We start from the raw sequence: 22,292 nt of genomic DNA, 5'->3' as shown, positions 1-22,292 counted from the left end.
CTATAAGGCAGTTGAATCTTTGTTTTAGCCTTATTTTAAAGAAAGTAAATAAAAGCAAAATGATTCAAAGTCAGCGTATTTATTAGTATAAATAAAAAAATGGCGCCAATTGAAAACAATTGGCGCCATCTGGCTGAGTGACCTCTACGGGACAAATTACGATAAACTTTATGGAACGATTTAAAGAAATTGGCGTACTGCAGGTAGACGCTATCTTTCATTATCTTCGTATATTTGGTTTAGTTTTCCCGTTTTGGACTCAGTTAAAAATCTCGTTATATTTCGAAAACAATCGTAATAAAATGTTTGTTTATGATTTTTAAATAATGTAGCTTTTATTCTGCAGCTACAATATTTACAGTGTTTAATGCGATATCATTAAGTAAACAGTCTGCTTCCTTTTCTTCAGCAAGTGTCTGAGTCAGCAATTTTGCAGCGTCGTTTTCTCCCAGCGTTTTAGCAAATGCCACAAGCGTTCCATAGGTCGCTATTTCGTAATGCTCGATTTTTTGTGAAGCTGCAATAATTCCTGCGTCACGAACTGCTCCAGGCTGTGTTTCTTCCAGAATACTGTCTCCTTCTTTAAGTAATCCTGCCATAGCCTCGCATTTTTTTCCCTCTGCCTTTTCACCAATCAGTTCAAAAACCTTTTCTATTCTTTTAACCTGATTTTGTGTTACGGCATGATGTTCTTTTATAGCTGAAGCAAGACTTGCATCTGTTGCATTATGCTGCATTTTAGGAAGCGCACCAACCAAGGCATTTTCTGCCCAATATATGTCTTTAAGGCTGTCAACAAATAAAGCTTTTAATTCTGCGGCAGCATCAGCTGCAGGCTGTACAATTCCATTTTTGGGAGTTTTGTCTGCCCTTTTTGTATGATTTGGTTTTTCTGAATTTTTCATAGTTCTTTAATTTAGTTTTAATTGTACAGATTTGGTTCGCGTTCCCAAAATCTATGTTTTCCCATTGCTTGTATAAAGTCTTTTGCAAATTTTTCACGTGCAGCTTCTTTACTAACAATAAGCCCTTGATCATCATTTGTGATTTTAGAAGCAAAATTTGCAGCACTTAATAAAGAAACAGCTTTTCCGTCAGCTCCAATTACTTTGCAGTGTTTGTAAGCATCGTTTAAAAATTCATTTACTTCATCACTTTCCGCCAGAACAGTCAGACCAAGTCCATCTGGTATATAAACAGCATCAAACAACACCGATGATGCGGTAAGAAAGCTGAAATCTACGTGAATTTCCCCATCAGTATCTGAAATTACAGCTCCGAGATGCGGTGCCACAATACAGCCTTTAGCATCATCCTGAAGCAATGCTTTTTTCATGTTAGATACTGCAGCTTCAGAAACTCCGTCGGCACAAATGATAGCGACTTTTCTCGAGGCAATCGTTGGCGAATTAACTGGATTTTTCAGCATGCTTAATGCATCAGATGATTTTACAGACTGCTCCATTGTGGTTGATTCCTGTTTTCCGTTTTCATTTTCAGGAGATACACCGTGATTCAGCGGTTTTTCTAAAACAGGAGGAACCGTTGCCCCAAGTCCAATGGCTACTTTTTCGGCCAGTTCTTGGTCAACTTGTGATAAAAGCCCAAGCATTCTCAGTCTTATGGCTGTGGTTTCGACTTTTCCCAGTTCAAAACGAAGTGCTTTAACAATATGGCTTTTTTCTGCAGGGGTCTGGCTGTTGAAAAATAATTTTGCCTGTCCGAAATGATCGTTAAAACTTTCACTTCTTTCTCTTATTTTATGCGCATCGATGCGTTCATTAAAACTAGCAAATCCTCCTTCTGCAATTTTTGCCTGATAAGGACAGCCTCCTCCAAGAGAATTAGGATGATAACTGACACGTCCGGTATTAATTTCCTGGCGCATATGTCCGTCACGCTGATTATTATGTACAGGCGCTACACTGCGGTTAATCGGGATTTCATGAAAATTAGGACTTCCTAATCTGGAAAGCTGTGTATCTGTGTACGAAAACAAGCGTCCCTGCAGTAAAGGATCATTTGTAAAATCGATTCCAGGAACTACATGTCCGGGATGAAAAGCAATCTGTTCTGTTTCTGCAAAAAAGTTATCGGGGTTTTTGTTCAAAACCATTCTTCCTATTATAGTGACAGGCACCAGTTCTTCGGGAACCAGTTTAGTAGGGTCAAGCAGATCAAATTCATATTTATTTTCATCTTCTGATGGAATAATCTGAACGCCTAAGTCCCATTCTGGGAAGTTTCCTGCTTCGATTGCTTCCCAAAGATCCTGTCTGTGAAAGTCGGGATTTTTTCCTGAAATTTTCTGTGCTTCATCCCAAGCAACTGCGTGGGTTCCTAATTTAGGTTTCCAATGAAATTTCACAAACACAGATTCGCCAGCTTCATTGATTAATCTGAAAGTATGTACTCCAAAACCTTCCATCATACGATAGCTTCTCGGAATAGCACGGTCAGACATCGCCCACATGATCATGTGCATCGATTCTGGCATTAGTGATATAAAGTCCCAGAAGGTATCATGTGCAGAAGCAGCCTGCGGGATTTCATTGTGTGGTTCTGGTTTTACAGCATGAATAAGGTCAGGAAATTTTGATGCATCCTGAATAAAGAAAACAGGAACATTATTTCCAACAAGATCATAGATGCCTTCCTGCGTGTAAAATTTAACCGAAAATCCACGTACATCGCGTGCCAGATCTGTAGATCCTCGAGATCCTGCAACTGTGGAGAATCTTGTAAAAACAGGCGTTTTAAGACCTTTCTCCTGCAGGAAACCTGCTTTGGTTAGTTCTGGTATTGGATTAGTAACTTCAAAGAATCCATGTGCACCAGATCCCCTTGCGTGAACGATTCTTTCAGGAATTCTTTCGTGGTCAAAATGTGTAATTTTTTCTCTAAGAATAAAATCTTCAAGTAAAGAAGGACCTCTTTCTCCTGCTTTAAGAGAATTATTGTCGTCATTAATTCTGACACCCTGATCGGTGGTCAGAAACTTATTAGTGCCGTCTGATTTGTTGATCAGCAGATCTCGTTGCTTTTCATCCTGAAAATTTTTCATATGAGGTAGTTGTTAATAGTTAAAAATAGAACCTGAAAAAGAAGTTTAGAAATTGAGTTGCAATAAACTGCAAATCATTTTTCAGGCTTTCAAATTTACCTCTACTATAATAGATCCAGTTATAGAATTACAATCTCATGTTACAGAATTAATGATTTAAGTTGTTGATATATAGTTGTTTGTTTTTTTTTTTTTTGAAAGTGTAATAATGTAATAAAGTAGAACAATAATATAAAGTATTCCAATAAAGCTTATATACCTTTAATTTCGAATAGCAAATCAATAGTGTAATTTTTAAAAATTAAATTTTATGTTTAAAAAAGGAGAGAAAGTGCAACAGGAGTTTGGCGGACAGGTAATGAAAGTTATTGGTTTTGAACCAGATTTGATAGAGAATGTTGTGACAGAATGGGAGGATGAAGCTGGAACAATTGTAAAAGGAAAATTTATGGAATCCCAGTTATTGCCCGCCGAAGATAACTTAGATAAATAGTAATATATAATATTTGCACCTAAAACCATGAAAAAATTTTTACGCAATAATGGGCTTTCGATTTGTTTCTTTCTATTATTTATAGCCTCTTTTGCGGGACAGATTTTATTTGGATTTGCAGAGCACAATAAAGATCTTTTAGAAGACGGTGCGCCGCAAATTACTCTATTTTCGTATTTCTCTACAGGACATTTTATAGAATCTACATTTGAAAATTGGGAAAGTGAATTTCTGCAGATGGCTTTGTTAGTGGTATTGACAATTTTTTTGCAGCAGAAAGGTTCATCAGAATCTAAGGATTTAGATAAACAGGAAGAAGTTGACAGAGAACCATCAGATAAAAGAAAAAATGTTCCATGGCCGGTTAAAAAAGGAGGGTGGATATTAGCTGTGTACAAGCATTCTCTAAGTATTGCCTTGTTTTTATTGTTTTTTATTTCAATGGCCTCACATTTTTATGGAAGTTTAAAAGATGAAAATGAACAGTTGGCATTAAAAGGTTTGCCTCTGGAAACTGCATCGGCATATATCGGAGATTCGCGGTTTTGGTTTGAGTCTTTCCAGAACTGGCAGAGCGAATTTCTGTCGGTATTTGCTATAGTTATTTTTTCCATTTATCTGAGACAGATTGGATCCTCTCAATCTAAACCTGTAGATGCTCCGCATATGCAGACGGGAGAATAATAAACCCAATTGTATATAAAGAATTAACAGGTGTTTTTTTTACAAAGTATTTTCTGAATTTAGACAGTTTTGCTTAAATTAATTGTCTACATTTACATGAATATCCAAATATCACAACAAATGCAGAACAATCTCCTGGCAAGCTTGAAAGAGCACCAAAACAAATTATTGACTACATGGTCTGAGCTTTTACAAGCAAGCGGTTCTACTGATGGAGCAACAGAAGAAGAAGAATCAAAAGAGTTCGCAGCCCTTTTACTGGATGTGTTACAGCATTCAAATGGAAATACTGATTCAGATGAATTCGAAAAGGTTCACGATCTGTTAATCGGAATTTCAAGTTCGAGAGGCAGGCGCGGTTTTTCTCCCCGCGAAAATGCACAATACTTGATTGCTTTTAAGGAGTCAGCTTCTAGAATTCTTTCAGAAATAGAATCTGATTCGTCAAAATTATACAGCGCTAATTTGGAGTTAGGCAAATTATTGGATAATATGACAATCTTAACTTTTGAATCTTACATGAAAGGACGTGAAGATGTTATTTCAAGACAGATTGACGAGATAAGTGAGATTTCGACACCAGTTATCCGTGTTTGGGATGGTGTTGTAGCACTTCCTATTATAGGAACCCTTGACAGTTCCAGAACACAGGTGGTAATGGAAAATCTCTTACAGCAGATTGTTGATACAGGCAGTTCTATTGCCATACTTGATATTTCAGGTGTGCCAGCGGTAGATTCACTTGTAGCCCAGCATCTTATAAAAACGGTAAGCGCAACAAGATTAATGGGAGCAGAGTGTATTATCAGCGGTATTCGTCCTGAAATTGCACAAACTGTCGTGCATTTAGGAATTGATCTTACTGGAATTATTACTAAAGCTTCACTTGCAAGTGCTCTTCAAACAGCCTTTGAAATGCTTCAGCTTACGGTTGTGAAAAGAAAATAACGAATTAAGATTATTGACATGGAAAGAATTCCAATACTCAAGATGGGAGATTTTCTGCTGGTTACCATACAGGTCGATCTGTATGACCAATTGGCTGAAAATCTTGAATCTGATTTAATAAATACTATAAATAAACATAATTCAAAGGGTGTCTTAATTGATATATCTGCTGTTTCTATTATTGATTCCTTTATGGGAAGAATTTTAGGAAACATCGCGGTTATGTCAAAAATTATGGATGCCCAAACAGTAGTGGTTGGTATGCAGCCTGCGGTTGCTATTACACTGGTTGAACTTGGATTATCTTTAAACGGTGTCATAAGTGCCTTAAATGTTGAGAAAGGCATGGATTTGCTTCGCGCGAAAATGTACAATGGCGATAACGAGGAGCAGACGTATGACGACAGCAACGAATAAAGAGGAACTGCTTATAGTAAAAGAGCAGGATGTAGTTCCATTGCGCAACCGCGTAAAGGAATATGGTGTAAAAATTGGAATGAGCATTTTAAATCAGACCAAGTTAATTACTGCAACAAGCGAACTTGTCCGTAATCTTCTAAAGTACGGAGGAGGAGGGAAAGTTATAATAGAATCTGTAACCAACGGACGTGATCTAGGTGTACGCGTAACTTTTATTGACAAAGGGCCTGGCATAAAAGATATAACTCTTGCTATGCAGGACGGTTACAGCACCGGAAAAAGTTTAGGCCTTGGCCTGCCCGGCACAAAAAGGCTGGTAAATGAATTTGATATACAAACCCAATTAGGAAACGGTACAACCGTAACTATAATAAAGTGGAAAAATGGATAATACTTTTTCCGTTTACAAAATTGACGATAGAAGTCTTATCGCTTTTATTAAACGAGAGATACATAATTTAGCACTTCAATTAGGTTTCAAACCGCACAGAGCTGCTGAAACTGATATTATTATTGCCGAACTTACTTCTAATCTTATTAAATATGCAGGTGGTGGAGATCTGCTTTACAGAGCACATAATCATGGGAGCTGTAATGAAATAGAAATATACTGTCTGGATAAAGGAACTGGTATTGACAATATTTCCAAAATAATGAAAGACGGATATTCTACCTCGAGTACACTTGGTCATGGCATTGGTGCGATTAAGAGATTAAGCAATGATTTTCAGATTTATTCTATGCGCGGATGGGGAACGGTCCAATATATTAAAATCTGTGATAAACCCGATGTTTCGATTCCAAATTCAACTACAAAGTTGGATATGTCAGCATTAAGCGTAAATTATCCAGGCGAGCGAGTATGCGGAGACGGGTATCATATTAAATATACCAGAAAAGGTTTTCAGATTTTTGTTGGAGATGGATTAGGACACGGAGCAAATGCTCACGAAGCAGTTGAACAAGCAATTAGATCTTTTAAGCAATGTACAGAAAATGATCCTGTGGCAGTGCTTCGATATGTTCATGAGCACGTTAAAAAAAGCAGAGGACTTGTTGCGACTATTGCTGCCGTTGATTATGAAACAGAAAGCTGGAATATCTGCGGTATAGGTAATATCAATACACGTATCTATAACGGACTTGATAACAAAACGTATACCCCGTATAACGGTATTATAGGTCATAATATTCCCCGCACGCTCAATAGCACAGTTGTTCCCTATCAAAAGCATCAGATTATTATCATGCACAGCGATGGGCTTAGAACAAGATGGAATTTAAGTGAACTTAATTCTATAATTAAACAGAGTCCGGCTATTATTGCTTCTGCCTTGTATAAAGACAATGTTAGGGGAACTGATGATGCTACAATTTTGGTTGGAAAAATAATTTAAGGCTTTATGAAGGAAATTGTAAAAATTAATCTTGACAATGAAATGGACCTCATATTGGCTCATAAGCGTTCTATGAAAATCGCTGAAATGTGTGGCATGCCTTTATCGTCACAGACCCGTTTTTCTACCGCTGTTTCAGAAGTGGCAAGATGTTCCATTGCCAATGGAAAAAATTCGGTGCTGGTATTGGGAATCAACATTATCAGAGCGAGTCACAAAGAAATATTGGCTGTGCTTACCGATAAAGTCGATCTTAAAAAATGCAACCCCGAAGCCTATAAATATGCCGCCAAAATATCAGGCAATATAGAGTACCATTATGCCGACAACAAATCGGTAACAACTTTAAGCCATCAAGTCCCGTCACCAGGGCTTCTTTCAGATGCCAAAATAAATACTCTGGTTGATTATTTCAAGTATGAACCGCCCATTTCTGCTTATGATGAAATCAGAAAAAAGAATATTGAGCTTGTAGCGCTTTCAGAAAAACTGGGAGAAAGTGAAAACCGCTACAGAACTCTTGTTGATACAATTCCTGTTTTAATCTGCATCGTCAATGACCGAAACATAGTGCTGCTGGCAAACAATGCATTTGAAATTTACCTAAAACTTCCTTTTCATTCTTTTGATAAAAAAAGCCTTGGTGCATTCATACATCATGACGATGTACAGCTGATTATTGAAGGATGGAGCAATGTCAAAAAAAACAAAAGAGATTTTTCTGCTGATATCCGTATTAAAAAAGAGGATATTTATATTTGGCATAATGTTTCAATTATGCCAAATAAATCCGAAGACGGTTCTATAGGAAGCTGGCTTATTTATTTTGTAAATAATAATGCCCAGAAAATGATAGTTGAAACGCTGAAGGATAATTCAGAGCTCAGAAAAATACAGCTTGAACTTGAAAGTGCCAACTCAAAACTCAAATTCAAAAACAAGGAACTGGAACAGTTTGCCTTTATAACAAGTCATGATCTTCAGGAACCGCTGCGAAAAATAATGATTATGATTTCAAGAGCAGCGGAACATTTGACAGAGCAGCAGAAAACGCTTTATTATTTTGATAAAATTACTCTGGCAGCCGGCAGATTATCTAATTTGATTTCAGATGTTCTTAATTACTCCCGTGTCAATAATCATGATAAATTTACAGCAGAAATAGATCTTAATGATGTTGCAACACAAACTTTAGACGATTTGAGCCTTATTATTGAAGAAAAAAAAGCAGTTATAAATTTAAGTCCGCTTCCGGTTGTTAATGGAATTGATACGCAGCTGCGCCAGCTGTTTTATAATTTAATAAATAATGCGTTAAAATTTAATGCTGCACAGCCTGCGGTAAATATTTCCTCACGTATAATTTCAGCCCAAAGCAACACCGCTTTTGATGTTCAAGCTCCTTCAGGGAATTTTCATGTAATTTCAATTCAAGATAATGGAATTGGAATGGACAGTGAATATTCAGGACGAATCTTTGATATGTTCCAGCGGCTGCATCAAAGAGATCAGTACAGCGGGAATGGTATTGGTTTGGCATTGTGCAAACGTATTATTGAAAACCATAACGGAACCATTAATTTTACCAGTATACCAGGACAAGGGACTACTTTTTGGATCTATCTTCCAAAGAATTAATATTTTTTTATTGCAGTAATATGAGTAAAAATGCCATTACTAATCTATAAATTTCGTTTCTTCTGCAATTGCCAATTTCATATTTATCTTAACAAATCACATTTAGGATTATTAATTGCGAAAACCATCCAAATATTCGCTTTAGCTTTTCTTACTCTCTTATCAAAAAAAAGTTTTTTTTTGATAAAATTGGAAACGCCTCAAATGAGATAGTTCTGCCTAATTCTTTAAGCAATTTTTTATTTAATAAGAGAGTAATTATATAATTTCATTTTTGAATCATATAACTGACTGCCTATATGGTTGATGATATTTGTATTTTATAATTATATAAAGATAATAATTTCTATATTATTTCAATCCATTACAAAAAGCCCTACAGTTTCTGCACTTTTATAATTATGTATTAAACAAAAAATCAATGAAAACTAAAAGTACAAAAAAACGCATTGCAATTTTAGGAGGAGGTCCAAGCGGGCTTTTTGTTTACAAGAGATTGGTTGAATCCAGTTCAAATGATTTTGAGATTACTATTTTTGAGAGAAAAAAGGAGCTTGGATCTGGAATGCCTTACAGCACGGAAGGGGCAAATATAGAGCATATCACAAATGTATCCGATAATGAAGTACCGCATATAGTATCAGCAATGTCGGAGTGGATTTATACTGCACCTGCCGAATTGCTTCAGCAATATAATTTTAAACCAGATCAATTTAATGAGTATAAGGTCATACCGAGACTTCTATTTGGAAGCTATCTTTCAGCGCAGTTTGAAATATTGCGTAAAACAGGGAAGAAAAGGGGAATTAGAACTACCGTACATTTTGAAAGCACAGTTGCAGATATTATTTATGACACTACAAATCAAACCGTGAGGGTGGAAACTGTGAATGGTATGGAACATGAATTTGATTATGCAGTTATCTGCACAGGCCATAACTGGCCGATGCGTTATGAAGGCAAAGTTTCAGGCTATTATGATGCACCATATCCTCCTGTAAAACTGGCAAAGCATTTCAATCATCCAATTGCTGTAAAAGGTTCTTCGTTAACAGCAATTGACGCCATAAGAACACTTGCAAGAAATAACGGTTCATTCGAAAAAGATACAGATAACGCTCTTTGTTTTAAATTAAACCCTGAAAGTGCAGATTTTAAAATAATGATGCATTCCAGAAGCGGCATGCTTCCCGCGGTTCGTTTTCATTTAGAAGATTCACATCTTTCGAATGGCTCTTTGCTAACTAAGGAAGAAATAGAGCTTCACAGAAAAAGTAATGATGGATTTTTATCCCTTGATTTCATTTTTGAAAAGGATTTTAAGGAAATATTCCGTGAAAAAGACCCAGAATTTTATCAGCGTATTAAAGATTTTTCAATTGAAGATTTTGTAGCTGATATGATGGAACTGCGCGAGCGTCTTGATCCTTTCCAGCTTTTAAGAGCTGAATACGTGCAGGCTGAGAAATCTATTAAAAGGCAGGAATCAATCTACTGGAAAGAAATGCTGGCAGTGCTCAGTTTTGCGATGAACCATCCAGCAAAATATTTTTCTGCAGAAGATATGCAGCGGCTTCAAAAAGTGCTGATGCCGCTAATTTCTATAGTAATTGCATTTGTTCCCCAGAAATCATGTGAAGAATTGCTTGCTCTGCATCAGGCTGGTGTTCTCGATCTTGTCCCTGTAGGCGATGACAGTACCGTTGAGCCGCAAAACGGAGGTGGAATTCTATATAATTTTATGGATGCCAATAATAATCAAATGTCTGTATATTATAAAACATTTGTAGACTGTGTGGGACAGCCTCATTTGTCTTACGATGATTTTCCCTTCAAGAGTCTGCTGGATCAAAAAGCGATTAGACCGGCGCGTTTAAAATTTAAATCTTCAGAGTTAGGGCAGACTGCGTTTGACACTGATCCTGAGAAAGTTGAGAAAGATGAAAACGGCGATTATTTTTTGAATGTTTCTGGAATAGCCATTAATGACAATTTTCAAATTATGGATCAATACGGCGCCTACAATGAAAACTTATATATCATGGCTGTGCCTTATATTGGAGGATTAAATCCCGATTATTCTGGCTTGGATTTTTGTGAAGCAGCTTCTCTGCGCATAGTAAAAGATATTCTGAGGGATTAATAATTATTATTTGTTTTTTCTGCATTTAGAACTGCAGTATTTAACGTCATCCCATACTTTTTCCCATTTCTTCCTCCACGAGAAATGGCGATTGCAGACTGTGCAGATCTTAGTAGGCAGATTTTCTTTTTTTACTTTTCGCATTAAAATGAATGCTGTTTCAATTTTTTGAACTTTAATTTCTTTTTTGATGTGCTAAATAGTGGCAATACAATATTTACCTTCATTTTTGCTCAATTTTTACAATATTGATTCATAAATGTATTTTCGAAAAAGAGGTTTTTTATCTTGTCTTTGAAATTTTATTGTTTGAAATCTCACGCTGTCTGCTGCATTTAAAACGGACAATTTCAGCTGGGCGTTTTGACGCATGTTTAGTGTTGCAGCTTTCAACTCGTTTGCGCCATAATTTGTAACTGCTGAATTTGAGTTCTTTTTTCATTAATGCCTTTACATCAGCTTCAGATAAATTAAACTGAAATTTATAGCATCAAAAGTGGTTCTGTCTTCCCATGCCATTTCAATTATGCGATCCAGTTCTATAACCGAAAAGGTACGATGTTTTGTATTCATATTAATATTGTGTTTGGACTATCAAAACGGAACAATTCTAATGCTAAGATACTTATTTAAAATTGTTTTTGTTTAATGTTGTTTGGTAAAAGTTAAACAATAACTACCTTTAAACTTTAATTCGTTATTATTTAAGCTGGCTCGAAAAAATATAAACAACAGAACCATGAAAATTCTACTAACAGGCGCAACGGGTTACATCGGCAAAAGGCTGCTGCCTTTACTGCTGGAACATGGGCATGAAGTGATTTGTTGTGTACGGGATAAGAACCGATTTTATTTTCCCGAAAAAGCTTCAGGAAATGTACAAGTTATTGAAGTTGACTTTTTAGAATCACAAAGCGTAGAAAATATTCATAATGATATTGATGCTGCTTATTACCTTATACATTCCATGTCTGGCGCTGATAATTATGATGAACTCGAAAGTATTTCGGCTAATAATTTTAAAGAAAAAATAAACAAAACGAAAGCCAAACAGATTATTTACTTAAGCGGCATTATAAACGATAGGGTCTTATCCAAACATTTATCTTCTAGAAAAGCAGTAGAGGAAATTCTAAAGACAGGAAAAACCCCGACCACCACGCTCAGGGCAGGAATTATTGTAGGATCGGGCAGCGCTTCTTTTGAAATTATTCGGGATCTGGTTCATAAACTTCCTGTAATGATTACTCCAAAATGGCTTAATACCAGATGCCAGCCCATTGCTATTGCTGATGTTTTAGAATTTTTAATGAAAGCATTGCTGAATCCTAAAACTTATAACGAGAGTTTTGATATTGGCGGTTCTGATATTTTAACCTATAAGGAAATGCTCTTAAAGTTTGCTGAGGCTAAAAAACTCAAAAGATATATTTATACGCTTCCGGTAATGACACCAAAATTATCATCATATTGGCTGTATTTTATTACTTCTACCTCTTTCAAACTGGCTACAGCTTTAGTGAGTAGCATGAAAGTAGAGGTTATCTGCAGTGACAATAGAATTAATGATTTGCTGGATGTCAAGCCGATGAATTACCATCAGGCATTGCAGAAGGCGCTGATAAAAATTGATGAAGATGCAGTGGCTTCAAGCTGGAAAGACGCACAGATCAGCGGTCAGTTTAAAGGAAGTGTTGCTTATTATTTCAAGGTTCCTAAAAAAGATTGTTTTATTGACAGAAGAAAGCGAAAAATTATAAACAGAGATCGTACCATTGCCAAAATTTGGTCTATTGGTGGGGAAACTGGGTGGTATTACGGAGATTGGCTTTGGAGTCTTCGCGGGTTTATCGATAAGATTTTTGGAGGTGTAGGCGCCAGAAGGGGAAGAACAAGCAGACATGAAATTCATGCCGGCGATGCGCTCGATTTTTGGCGTGTGGTTTATGCAGATAAAAAAGAAGGTAAATTAATTTTGTATGCAGAGATGAAACTTCCCGGTGAGGCATGGCTTGAATTTAAAATTTTCAATAATACCTTGTATCAGGCGGCGACCTTTAAACCAAGAGGAATGTTAGGCAAGCTTTACTGGTATGCTGTGTTGCCTTTTCATGGTTTTATATTTAACGGGATGATAAATGAATTAGTTATAGAATAAGAGATAATTAAAGTTTTTATGATATATCTTTAGATCTTAAATAGTATAAAAAAAGTTACTTATTGTAAGATTGTTTTTTTTAGATCGTAAACCTGCGAGAGCGCCTTTGGATTATATTATAATGAGCTGTTTAAGAGATTGCTAAAAATTAAAATAAAAAATAGAATAAAAGGTATCCATTAAAAAAGGAAATTTATTGTTGGCAGTTTTTCAACTTTAGCAATAAACTACTTTTTTCTCTTGCTTTAAAAAGAATGGATACTTAAATTTACTTACATCATTGCAGCTCATAAAATTGCTGTGATACTATATTTATATAATGGATAGAAAAATAATTTTACTGGTAGATGATGATTTTGACGATGCGGAATTTTTTAAGTGGGCAATGAAGGGAACAGAGGAAGCTTTTGCAATTAAATTTGTGGACAGCGGTGACGCGGCGCTTCGATTACTTTCCGAATTGGATTCACTGCCTGATTTGATATTACTGGATGCGGGAATGCCGAAAATGAACGGCTGGGAACTATTAAATATTATTAAGCAGGATTTGAAGTTCGGTAATGTACCGGTTATAATGATGGCCACTTCCAATGCTTTGAAAGGTATAGATGAGGCAAATGCATTAGGTGCGGTTGCCTATATTGTTAAGCCTTCTGATTTTAGTGAATTGCAATCGATAATGAAGCAGCTTTGCATCGGGGTGCAGACTGATTTGAAAAGCACACTGGAGAGTTTGCACTCCAATCTGCCAGAAAATATTTTCCCGTTTAATTAGATGCGGTAAAATCATTTTTGATCTGCAGGATATTAATATTACAATTATGCTGCTAACACAAAAGGTAAAGTTTTCTGCTCTAAAAGCATATATTGATACTTTCTAAATTCAATTATTTTAATGAATATTAAAGATATAGTTAACCGCGATCTGGTTACATTAACCAACTGTGACCAAGAGCCCATACACATTCCTGGACAGATCCAGCCGCATGGTTTTTTAATCGGACTTACTGCGGATTGGACTATAGACTACTGCACCAGTAATATTTCATCTTTTATTGAGGTTAGCCATACCCAGATATTAGGAAATAAATTTGAAACTGTTTTTGGCAGCGCGTCACAGCAGCGAATTTTTAACTATATAAATTCAGATACCGTTCAGGATGTATTTCCGCTTGAAATAGAATTGCTTGGAAAAAAATTTCAGGTCAATATTCATCAGAGTGATGGGATTTATGTTCTAGAGGCTGAACCTCAGTTCGATAAACAGATTCTGGGAGATGTCTATACCCAGACAATTCAGTTTGTAACGCAGATGAACAATACAAGATCGCTGAAAGATCTTTGCGCACTTGTAGCAGAGGGAACAAGGGAAATAACAGGGTATGACCGTGTAATGATCTATCGTTTTGACGAACAATATAATGGCGAGGTTTATGCTGAAAGCTGCAGAAATGACCTGGAGCCTTTTTTAGGACTGCATTATCCACATACCGATATTCCGGTGCAGGCAAGGGAATTATATATCAGGAATCAGCTTAGGTTAATTGTCGATATTAATTACCAGGCCGTGCCCATTTTTACCATTGATAACAAAGAGCATAAAAACCTTGATTTAAGCCTGTCGATTTTAAGAAGCACTTCACCCATTCATGTACAGTATCTCAAAAATATGGGCGTCGGGGCTACGCTCACCATTTCCCTTATTCACCATGACCGGCTATGGGGACTGATTGCCTGCCATCATTATTCACAGAAGAATATTTCGCCGGCGGTGCGGCTTGCTGCAAAACTTCAGGGCCAATTTATTACCTCACAGATTGATATCCGGGAATCAAATGACGAAAATATAAATGCTAAGAAATCCATTGAAGCATTAGAGCATTTGACAGCTCATGATCTGCCCCTTGCTGAAGATTCTTTGAATGCCATTATCAGAATGCCGGAGCTGCTGACCCTGTGCAATGCCGGAGGAGTTTCGATATCATTCAGAAATAAAATCTACAAGAACGGTATAACCCCTGAAGATCATCAGATAAAAGCTTTTGTGGAGCAGGCAGAGCATAAAAGATCCGGTGAGTTTTACGTGACAAGAAAAATAAGTGATGATTTTCCTGATTTAAAAAGATTCTCTAGTTTTGCCGGTGTAATTTACCATCCTCTCGGGAATTCAAACCATATCATCTGGTACCGTCCAGAAACCGTCTCAGAAATTAACTGGGCAGGCGATCCGGAAAAAAGCATAGTGAAGGATGAAAAAGGACTCCATCCAAGAAACTCATTTAATACCTGGAAACAGGTTGTTAAAGGGCAGAGCAGTATCTGGAGGCAGTACGAAATAAATTCAGCTGCGAAATATGCACATTCACTTCATCATAATTTAATGATGATTCTCCTTAGTGAGGAAGAAGAAAAATACAGGCTTCAAAGTGAAATTTTAAAGGAGACCAATTCTGAACTTGAAAATATAAACTGGATCAGTACACATGATCTGCAGGAGCCTCTTAGAAAAATTCAGATGATTACTTCAAAACTGCTTGCGGAGAAAGGAGGCAATCATGATGATCCTGATTTTGATTCTCTGCTGCGTGTTTCAAAATCTGCTTCAAGAATGCGTGAACTGCTGCAGGATATCTTGAAATACACCAGGATTAAAAACACCAGAGAGGCTGCTGAAAAAATAGATCTGAATCAAATTTTTGAATCTGTTATAGAGGAAATAGGTGAGGCAGTTTCTGAAAATAATGCGGTTATTGAGTGCGAGAAACTTCCAGAAGTGCAGGCAATAGGCTTTTTAATGAAGCAGTTATTCTTAAATATTATTCAAAATTCATTAAAATATGCATCTCCGAACCGTTCGTCTGTCATAAAGATAACTGCTTCGCAGGAACCAGTAATTATAAAGCCACTGTTTCACGTATATTGTAACTGGGTTAAATTTTCAGATAATGGAATTGGTTTTGATCAAATTCATGCAGATTCTTTATTTAAAGTTTTTACAAGGCTCCATACCCAGCAAGAGTACACCGGATCAGGTATTGGGCTGGCACTTTGTAAAAAAATCATGCAGACAGTAGGCGGAACAATTACTGCCGAAGGAAAAGTCGGAGAGGGGGCAAGCATAACCATTTACTTTCCCTGCGATCCTGAAGACAGTCTAATTTGAATCTATTTTTAAGAGTATTTAAATTTGCAAATTAACTGTATAATTTTCGTTTGGAATCTTTTGGCAGGACTTTAGACCAGAACTTTAACTTCTGCTGTTATAATTTTTAATTTAGCTTTTGGTTTTTATTTCTGTTTTAAAAACTAAGTTTCATCAGCAACTGAAATAAAAACTATATCCAACTTTTGTAAGAGAGGTAAAAAATAAATTTAAAGCCAATTGTTCACGGCTTAGATGAAAGTTCTAAGGGGGCAGTTCTAAATTTATTAACTATCTTTGCTTATAGTAATCCATTTTCTAATATAATTCTGTCTTTCATCGATTTGCGTAGACTTATATTGGAGATCTAAACATTTCAAGATTTTTAAATTCCTGTTTTATCTTTTAACTGCTGATTAGTAAAGTATGGCTGTTCCAAAAAATACTTCCCGCCACATATTTATAGTGGATGATGATGAGGATGACAGAGATTTTTTAGCCGATGCGCTTTTGGATGTTGATCCTGATGCTATTATACGTCAATTGGAAGATGGCATGTATCTGATGAAAAGTCTTCTTGAAAGTAAAGCAGTGGTGCCAGATCTCATTTTCCTTGATATCAATAGGCCTGGAAAAAGCGGTCTGGAGTGTCTGAGAGAAATCAAAATGCAGGATGGAAATTTAAAATATGTAAATGTTATTATGCTCTCTACCAGCAGTGGTCCTTCAGATATTGAATCGGCTCGAGAACTTGGGGCTTCATTTTATGCTGTAAAACCAAATTCATTTGAGGTTATGAGATTGTTTCTCAGTGAGGTTATGAAGATGGATTGGAATCTTCTGGACAACAGAAAGAAATTTCGTCTTATATAAGCCTTACGTTTTAGAAAATCTAGATAGAAAAATTTTGCACATTTCAATATTAAGAACAGGTTCTTTATCTGAAATTTATGTATATGGTTTTTATAAACGCATACATAAAAAATAAATAGCATAAATATGCAATTTGAACTGCTTTTGCCTATTTATGGCATAATTGTAAAACGGCATTACTGCAAAATAGCTGCCGGCAGGGTAATTTCAAAAACGGCACCTGTACTTTCAGGTTCAATATTCATCATTTTTCCCCCGTGTCTCTCTACAATTTTTTTACATAGTGCAAGTCCTAATCCTGTCCCTTCATAGGCATCCTTGGAATGAAGTCTCTCAAAAACATTAAAGATTTTTTGGGAATTCTCAGCAGCAATCCCGATGCCATTGTCAGTTACTTTGATTTTTAAGTTTTCAGCATCAATAGTATGGTCTATTTTGATGCAAGAATCAACGTTCTCGCGGGAGAACTTCAGCGAGTTGGCAATCAGGTTGTAGAACAGCTGATGAAATAAAATTTTAGAACCGCGGATGAGCGGGAGTTTTAAATATTCAATTACAGCATGTTTTTCCAGAATTTTTATTTCAAGATCCTCTTGTATACTCTCTATTATATAGTTTAGATCGACTGTCTCTTCCAAATCCGGACTTCCGGCAGAGGAATAATTTAATATGGAATCAATCATCTCTGTCAGGCGTGCGGCACTTTTATTTATTTTATCGGCATATTGGCTGATTTTTGGAGTTAGTCCATTGTCTATATCATCCTTTAGAATATTGGAGAATAACAGAACTTTGCGGACCGGTTCTTTCAAATCATGGCTGATGACATGTCCAAACTGTTTAAGGTCATCATTGGAACGTTTGAGTTCAAGGGTGCGCTGTTCCACAAGCTGCATAAGCTCTTGGGCATTCTTTTTCTGCTCGGTTATATCCTGAGCAATTCCCACTAAAATATTTTGTTTATTGTCGCTTTCAGAGAGTGTTCCGGAAAACCTCATCCAGTGAACCTTCCCATTGATAACTACCCTTATTTCACAATTGAAGTCTCCTGAGTCTGAAACTCCTCTTATTGAATCCTGCCAAAGCGCAGTATCATCTTCATGGATAAAAGTGACCAGAGTTCCGAGGTGAAACTCATGTTTTTCCAATTCAAAAAAGCTTGTAAAACGTTTTGATCCTGCGATCATACCCTTATTGATATCAATTTCGAATGTGCCGAGCTGTGAGGATTCAACAGCCAGCCTTAATTTTTTTTCAATCTCTATGGTCTGCTGTCTGGCAACATTAAGTTCGGTCACTTCAGCAGCAGTATTCATTACGCCATAGACTTCTCCCTGCGCACCGAAGATAGGCGTAAAGTTATAATTGAAGTAATGGGGTTTGAGTTCGCCGTCCACCACGATGTCAACTCTTGCATTTTTTGCTTCATAAGGTTTGCCGGTATGCAGAACCTCGCGGAGCTGATCAAATATCTGCTGATTTTCAAGTTCAGGAAGAATTTCGGTGTAGTTGGTCCCTATCACATCAGGTCCTTTCCCATAGGTTTGAATCATGCACTTATTGGCCAGAACAATTTTCATCTTTTCTCCTGTGTATACTCCGATCGGAAAAGGCGCCGTATCGATAACACTGCGTAAAACATTTTCTCTTACTGAGTCTGGAAGTTCCATCATGACTGCAAAAAATAATAATTAAATTTTAATATGAAAGTTTTCAAATGAAGGCTGCTGAGTATCAGTCTGGGATACCAAAGACATCGCTTTATTGATCAGTGTAGACAAATCATTATACGCAGCAGGCTTTGTGATAAAATAATTGGCTCCCAGTGAATACATTTTCTGGATGTCGGAGGGACTGCTGCTGGTGCTGAAAATAACGACAATGTGCTTGTTGAGTTCCAGTGAGGTTCTAATCTTTTCAAGACATTGGGGACCTGATAAAATCGGCATGTTAAGATCTAAAAAAAATCATATCTGCTTCTGCAGCAGGCGGACCTTCAAGCAGGTTCATTAATACTTTGCCGTCATTTGAAACAGTTAGTTTCACATCCGGAAAATTTGTTTTAAAAACATCTGAAAAAAATTCGCAGTCATCCAAATCGTCATCTGCCAGCAGGACGTGTTTAAATAATTTTTGATCCATAGAAATATTCTGAATTATAGCACTAATCTCAAAGATACAATTTTAATATCCGATTGCCAAAGGTAATTATCGTGCACCTCTTGCTGCTTGTAATTGATTTATATTTGAAAATTTATAACCATTTGGTAACGAAGTAAAATATTGATGATTTTACTCTAGATGTGTGGCATGCAGATTAGCAGTCCCTTGAAAATCTAAAGCACTGCCTGCCAAATTATACTGTGAGTCCAATTAATTTAAATTATCTTTTTCATCAAAGTTGCCATCGTTCCTATATAAAAACTCGCAATCAAATCGGGCTCATCTTCATGTTTAGAATATAAGTCGGCCATATGATATTTTTCAGAATAAAATTCTGCATCTTTAAAATTAGAATTTGATTGGATATTAAATTGTTCTGCTGAGCTGGAAATAGTAAAGTCGGCTGCGGATGAATTCATGATATCGATGTTTTTATTTTTAATTTCAAAATTACATGAATAATGAGTCGGTTATTTATAGAATTCTGGCTTGGATTTATATAATTTAGAAGTTTTTGCTCCTGCATGGAGCTATTTTCATTATTTGGGTTCTTCGTGCTTGAAGTCAAATGCTATCACATTTGATTTACTTGGTTTTGTTTTTATAGCAATGATATGTTTAAAATAGATTATGATGGTTTGATTTTAATTTTATTACAAGTGCGATATTTCTTCAATGTATTTTAATTGACTATAATCAAAGTCTTTCAAATTTGTTTTGGGACTGTTTTTGTTAAAATTAATTTCAATTTGCTTTGTGTTTTATTTAGAATAAATAAAAATAACTTTATTTTTGCACAAAATTTAACAACCAAAAGTGATGAAGAAAAAAATTGTAATAAGTAGTTTTTTCTGCTTAGTCGGTAATTTTATATTTTCCCAAACCTCAGGTATTTCAGGTACGGTCAAAACTGCAAACGGCAGTTCTGAAACGGTTAATATAAAAATCAAAGAAAATGCGGCGGCAACTCTAACAGACAATCGTGGAGAGTATATCTTGAAAAACCTGCCTTCGGGTAATAAAACAGTAATAATATCAGCTGTAGGTTTTCAGACGCAGCAAATCAACGTGGAACTTAAGGAAAATGAAATAACCCTGGTTCCTGAAGTTTTTTTAGTAGAAACAACAAATGAGCTTCAATCTGTTGAAGTTACCGGAAGAAAGAAATCATCGTATAAAAACGATAATACTTTTTCGGCAACAAAACTGGAAATGAGAGTTATAGATGTACCGCAAAGTATATCCTTTGTAACCAAAGAACTCATTCAGGATCAACAGGCATTGCGTTTGAAAGAGGTTGGAAAAAACGTTGCGGGTGTTAACGAATTCAGCACCTATGATGATATTACCATTCGAGGATTCAGAAACAATGACAGCAACGGAAGGCTGATCAATGGTCTTCGCGGCGTAAATACTTTCTGGACAAGTCCGCTGCTTGTAAATATTGAGCGAGTTGAATACATTAAAGGACCGGCATCTGCTGTTTTTGGGAACTCAAGCCCGGGGGGAACCATCAACATGATTACCAAAAAACCATTGGACGAAGCAAGGCAGGCGATTCAGTTTTCAACAGGAAGCTTCAATACCTTTAGAGCCTCTGCTGATTTTACCGGGCCTGTAAATGATGATAAAACACTTTTGTACAGATTGAATTTAGGATATGAAAACGCCGATACCTACAGAGATCAAATCAGCAATAAATCGATTGTAATTGCACCTTCTGTTTCGTTCATACCAAAAGAGGGAACCCGTTTTAATGCCGATTTGGTATATACCAATCTGGATACCAAACTCGACAGGGGAAGAACCATTATCCAGGGGACTACCGATCTTTTTGCCACTCCGATCGGTTTTAATATTGCCCAGCCTGATGATTATCTGAAAAGTAAAACATTGGCCTTGACTTTGTCTTTCAGCCAGGTCATAAGTGAGCATTTGACCTTCAATGCCTCTTATTTAAAAGTGAGGTATGATGAGCAATTGAACGAGCATGGTTTCAACGGTTATATCACCCCTACAATGATTGCCATGTATTTTAATGACCGCAAAACGATTCAGCAGGGAAATAACCTTTCGACTTACTTTTCCTCAAAATTCAAAACAGGGGAATTGCAGCATCAGGCCGTTGCAGGTTACGATTACATTAATGGAGAAATCAATCAGTACCAAAGAGATGCCGAGAATGAATCCGGCAATGTGAGTAATTTTGATTTATTGAATCCAACTTATCTCATACGTCCAATTGAAACCTATAAGTTTACTGCATCAGGGAATGAAATCAGCAAATATTACACTAACGGATTTTATGTTCAGGACTTGATCAAATACAAGAAAATCCAGTTGCTGTTAAGCTTAAGACAGGAGTTTTACACTTTTCCTGAAAATGCCGCTGCAGGGATCACTGATGGCAATAAAACAGAAAAAGCACTACTTCCTAAAGTCGGTCTTACCTATAGTGTTGCTGATAATATCAATGTTTACGGAACGTATGCAACAGGATTTGAAGCCCAGAATGCTGCGATTTTCGGAAATGCAAACACAGGGGGGCCATTTGATCCTATGACAAGCAATTTATTTGAAGTAGGATCAAAAGCAGAATTCTTCAATAAAAGGCTTTTTGTGGGAACGGCGGTATACCAAATTACCAAAAACAACATACTGGTTAATGCAAACGATGCTTCAAATCCGGATCTGCTCGAGCAGAGAGGGCAGGAGCGTGCCAGGGGTTTTGAAGTGGAGGCCACAGGAAGAATTGATAACAACTGGAGTGTGAATCTAAGTTATGCCTACAACAATGCAATTATTACAGAATCGATAAAAGGTGACCCAAACAATCAGGTGGGGCTTACAAAGGAAAATGCGCCAAAAAATATCAGCGGAAGCTGGATAAAATACAGCTTTACTGAAGGGAAAATAAAAGGATTAGGTCTTGCAATTGGTCATAGTCAGGTTTCTAAAAGGGAAACATTTGTACGTACGCTGCAATTGCCTTCCTATGTAGTTTTTAATGCGGCTGCTTATTATAAAGTAGACCGTTTTACAATCGGGGTTAATTTCAATAATATTTTTGATAAGAAATACTTGATAGGCGGTTACAACTATCAGCGAAATTTTACCGGTGCTCCGAGTAATTTCCTTGTCAATGTAGGTTATACATTCTAATTTTTTA

General features: G+C 36.5%; 21 protein-coding genes and 1 pseudogene. 14 read left to right on the top strand and 8 right to left on the bottom strand.

The features are described 5' to 3' along the window. The first annotated feature begins 170 nt into the window (after positions 1-170). Positions 171-323 carry a hypothetical protein gene (locus tag OZP11_RS03285; RefSeq protein ID WP_281233797.1) on the top strand — a complete coding sequence of 51 codons (153 nt, stop codon included), beginning with the start codon at positions 171-173 and terminating at the stop codon, positions 321-323. A 12-nt stretch (positions 324-335) separates the two neighbouring features. On the opposite strand, the gene OZP11_RS03280 is transcribed toward OZP11_RS03285, so the two are convergent. Together OZP11_RS03280 and OZP11_RS03275 are read right to left on the bottom strand one after the other, a co-directional pair. Beyond that, complete coding sequence (locus tag OZP11_RS03280) at positions 336-905, bottom strand: YciE/YciF ferroxidase family protein (protein WP_281233796.1); 570 nt, start codon at positions 903-905, stop codon at positions 336-338. 17 nt (positions 906-922) lie between these two features. Continuing rightward, entirely contained in the window at positions 923-3,064 is a 2,142-nt protein-coding gene (locus OZP11_RS03275; RefSeq protein WP_281233795.1) for a catalase, read from the bottom strand. Positions 3,065-3,374: 310 nt separating this feature from the next. Here OZP11_RS03275 and OZP11_RS03270 point away from each other — a divergent pair, with 310 nt between their 5' ends. From OZP11_RS03270 to OZP11_RS03235, 8 genes are all read left to right on the top strand, one after another. Then, the gene (locus tag OZP11_RS03270) at positions 3,375-3,557 is read left to right on the top strand and encodes a hypothetical protein (protein ID WP_281233794.1); all 183 of its coding nucleotides are present in this window, start codon (positions 3,375-3,377) and stop codon (positions 3,555-3,557) included. Positions 3,558-3,584: 27 nt separating this feature from the next. Further along, entirely contained in the window at positions 3,585-4,241 is a 657-nt protein-coding gene (locus OZP11_RS03265; protein ID WP_281233793.1) for a DUF6766 family protein, read from the top strand. A gap of 120 nt (positions 4,242-4,361) precedes the next feature. Continuing rightward, positions 4,362-5,189 carry an STAS domain-containing protein gene (locus OZP11_RS03260; protein ID WP_281233792.1) on the top strand — a complete coding sequence of 276 codons (828 nt, stop codon included), beginning with the start codon at positions 4,362-4,364 and terminating at the stop codon, positions 5,187-5,189. A gap of 18 nt (positions 5,190-5,207) precedes the next feature. Further along, positions 5,208-5,606 carry an STAS domain-containing protein gene (locus OZP11_RS03255; protein WP_281233791.1) on the top strand — a complete coding sequence of 133 codons (399 nt, stop codon included), beginning with the start codon at positions 5,208-5,210 and terminating at the stop codon, positions 5,604-5,606. Then, positions 5,587-6,000, top strand: a complete 414-nt coding sequence (locus OZP11_RS03250) for an anti-sigma regulatory factor (protein ID WP_281233790.1) — start codon at positions 5,587-5,589, stop codon at positions 5,998-6,000. Before OZP11_RS03255 ends, OZP11_RS03250 begins: the two co-directional genes overlap by 20 nt. Beyond that, complete coding sequence (locus OZP11_RS03245; RefSeq protein WP_281233789.1) at positions 5,993-7,006, top strand: SpoIIE family protein phosphatase; 1,014 nt, start codon at positions 5,993-5,995, stop codon at positions 7,004-7,006. The genes OZP11_RS03250 and OZP11_RS03245 overlap by 8 nt, the downstream gene beginning before the upstream one ends. Before the next feature lie 6 nt (positions 7,007-7,012). Continuing rightward, positions 7,013-8,644, top strand: coding sequence for a sensor histidine kinase (locus OZP11_RS03240; protein WP_281233788.1), 1,632 nt, complete (start codon positions 7,013-7,015; stop codon positions 8,642-8,644). A 421-nt stretch (positions 8,645-9,065) separates the two neighbouring features. Then, positions 9,066-10,787: an FAD/NAD(P)-binding protein gene (locus OZP11_RS03235; protein ID WP_281233787.1), complete on the top strand. Its 1,722-nt coding sequence runs from the start codon at positions 9,066-9,068 to the stop codon at positions 10,785-10,787. 6 nt (positions 10,788-10,793) lie between these two features. Here OZP11_RS03235 and OZP11_RS03230 read toward each other — a convergent pair whose 3' ends face one another. Both OZP11_RS03230 and OZP11_RS03225 read right to left on the bottom strand, forming a co-directional pair. Continuing rightward, positions 10,794-10,931, bottom strand: a complete 138-nt coding sequence (locus OZP11_RS03230; RefSeq protein WP_281233786.1) for a DUF2256 domain-containing protein — start codon at positions 10,929-10,931, stop codon at positions 10,794-10,796. Positions 10,932-11,070: 139 nt separating this feature from the next. Beyond that, positions 11,071-11,360: pseudogene (locus OZP11_RS03225) on the bottom strand (TIGR03643 family protein). Between the two features lie 166 nt (positions 11,361-11,526). Between OZP11_RS03225 and OZP11_RS03220 the strand changes: the two are divergent. The 4 genes from OZP11_RS03220 to OZP11_RS03205 all read left to right on the top strand — a co-directional run bounded on the left by OZP11_RS03220 (position 11,527) and on the right by OZP11_RS03205 (position 16,960). Then, a complete protein-coding gene (locus OZP11_RS03220) occupies positions 11,527-12,945 on the top strand; it encodes an SDR family oxidoreductase (protein WP_281233785.1) in 1,419 nt (472 codons plus the stop codon). A gap of 319 nt (positions 12,946-13,264) precedes the next feature. Further along, the gene (locus OZP11_RS03215; RefSeq protein WP_281233784.1) at positions 13,265-13,720 is read left to right on the top strand and encodes a response regulator; all 456 of its coding nucleotides are present in this window, start codon (positions 13,265-13,267) and stop codon (positions 13,718-13,720) included. Positions 13,721-13,840: 120 nt separating this feature from the next. Then, a complete protein-coding gene (locus tag OZP11_RS03210) occupies positions 13,841-16,108 on the top strand; it encodes an ATP-binding protein (RefSeq protein WP_281233783.1) in 2,268 nt (755 codons plus the stop codon). A gap of 405 nt (positions 16,109-16,513) precedes the next feature. After that, positions 16,514-16,960: a response regulator gene (locus OZP11_RS03205; protein ID WP_281233782.1), complete on the top strand. Its 447-nt coding sequence runs from the start codon at positions 16,514-16,516 to the stop codon at positions 16,958-16,960. A 176-nt stretch (positions 16,961-17,136) separates the two neighbouring features. Here OZP11_RS03205 and OZP11_RS03200 read toward each other — a convergent pair whose 3' ends face one another. The 4 genes from OZP11_RS03200 to OZP11_RS03185 form a co-directional block, all read right to left on the bottom strand. Further along, entirely contained in the window at positions 17,137-18,633 is a 1,497-nt protein-coding gene (locus OZP11_RS03200) for a PAS domain-containing sensor histidine kinase (RefSeq protein ID WP_281233781.1), read from the bottom strand. An 18-nt stretch (positions 18,634-18,651) separates the two neighbouring features. Continuing rightward, complete coding sequence (locus tag OZP11_RS03195; protein ID WP_281233780.1) at positions 18,652-18,909, bottom strand: response regulator; 258 nt, start codon at positions 18,907-18,909, stop codon at positions 18,652-18,654. Position 18,910: 1 nt separating this feature from the next. Further along, positions 18,911-19,102, bottom strand: a complete 192-nt coding sequence (locus OZP11_RS03190) for a hypothetical protein (RefSeq protein WP_281233779.1) — start codon at positions 19,100-19,102, stop codon at positions 18,911-18,913. 236 nt (positions 19,103-19,338) lie between these two features. Further along, on the bottom strand, positions 19,339-19,542 hold the full coding sequence (locus OZP11_RS03185) for a hypothetical protein (RefSeq protein WP_281233778.1): 204 nt from the start codon (positions 19,540-19,542) through the stop codon (positions 19,339-19,341). 400 nt (positions 19,543-19,942) lie between these two features. Between OZP11_RS03185 and OZP11_RS03180 the strand changes: the two genes are divergently transcribed. Further along, entirely contained in the window at positions 19,943-22,285 is a 2,343-nt protein-coding gene (locus OZP11_RS03180; protein WP_281233777.1) for a TonB-dependent receptor, read from the top strand. The last annotated feature ends 7 nt before the right edge of the window (positions 22,286-22,292 follow it).

Origin of the sequence: Flavobacterium gelatinilyticum (genome assembly GCF_027111295.1) — a bacterium.
Classification (GTDB): Bacteria; Bacteroidota; Bacteroidia; order Flavobacteriales; family Flavobacteriaceae; genus Flavobacterium; species Flavobacterium gelatinilyticum.
This window is presented reverse-complemented; position numbering and strand designations above follow the sequence as displayed.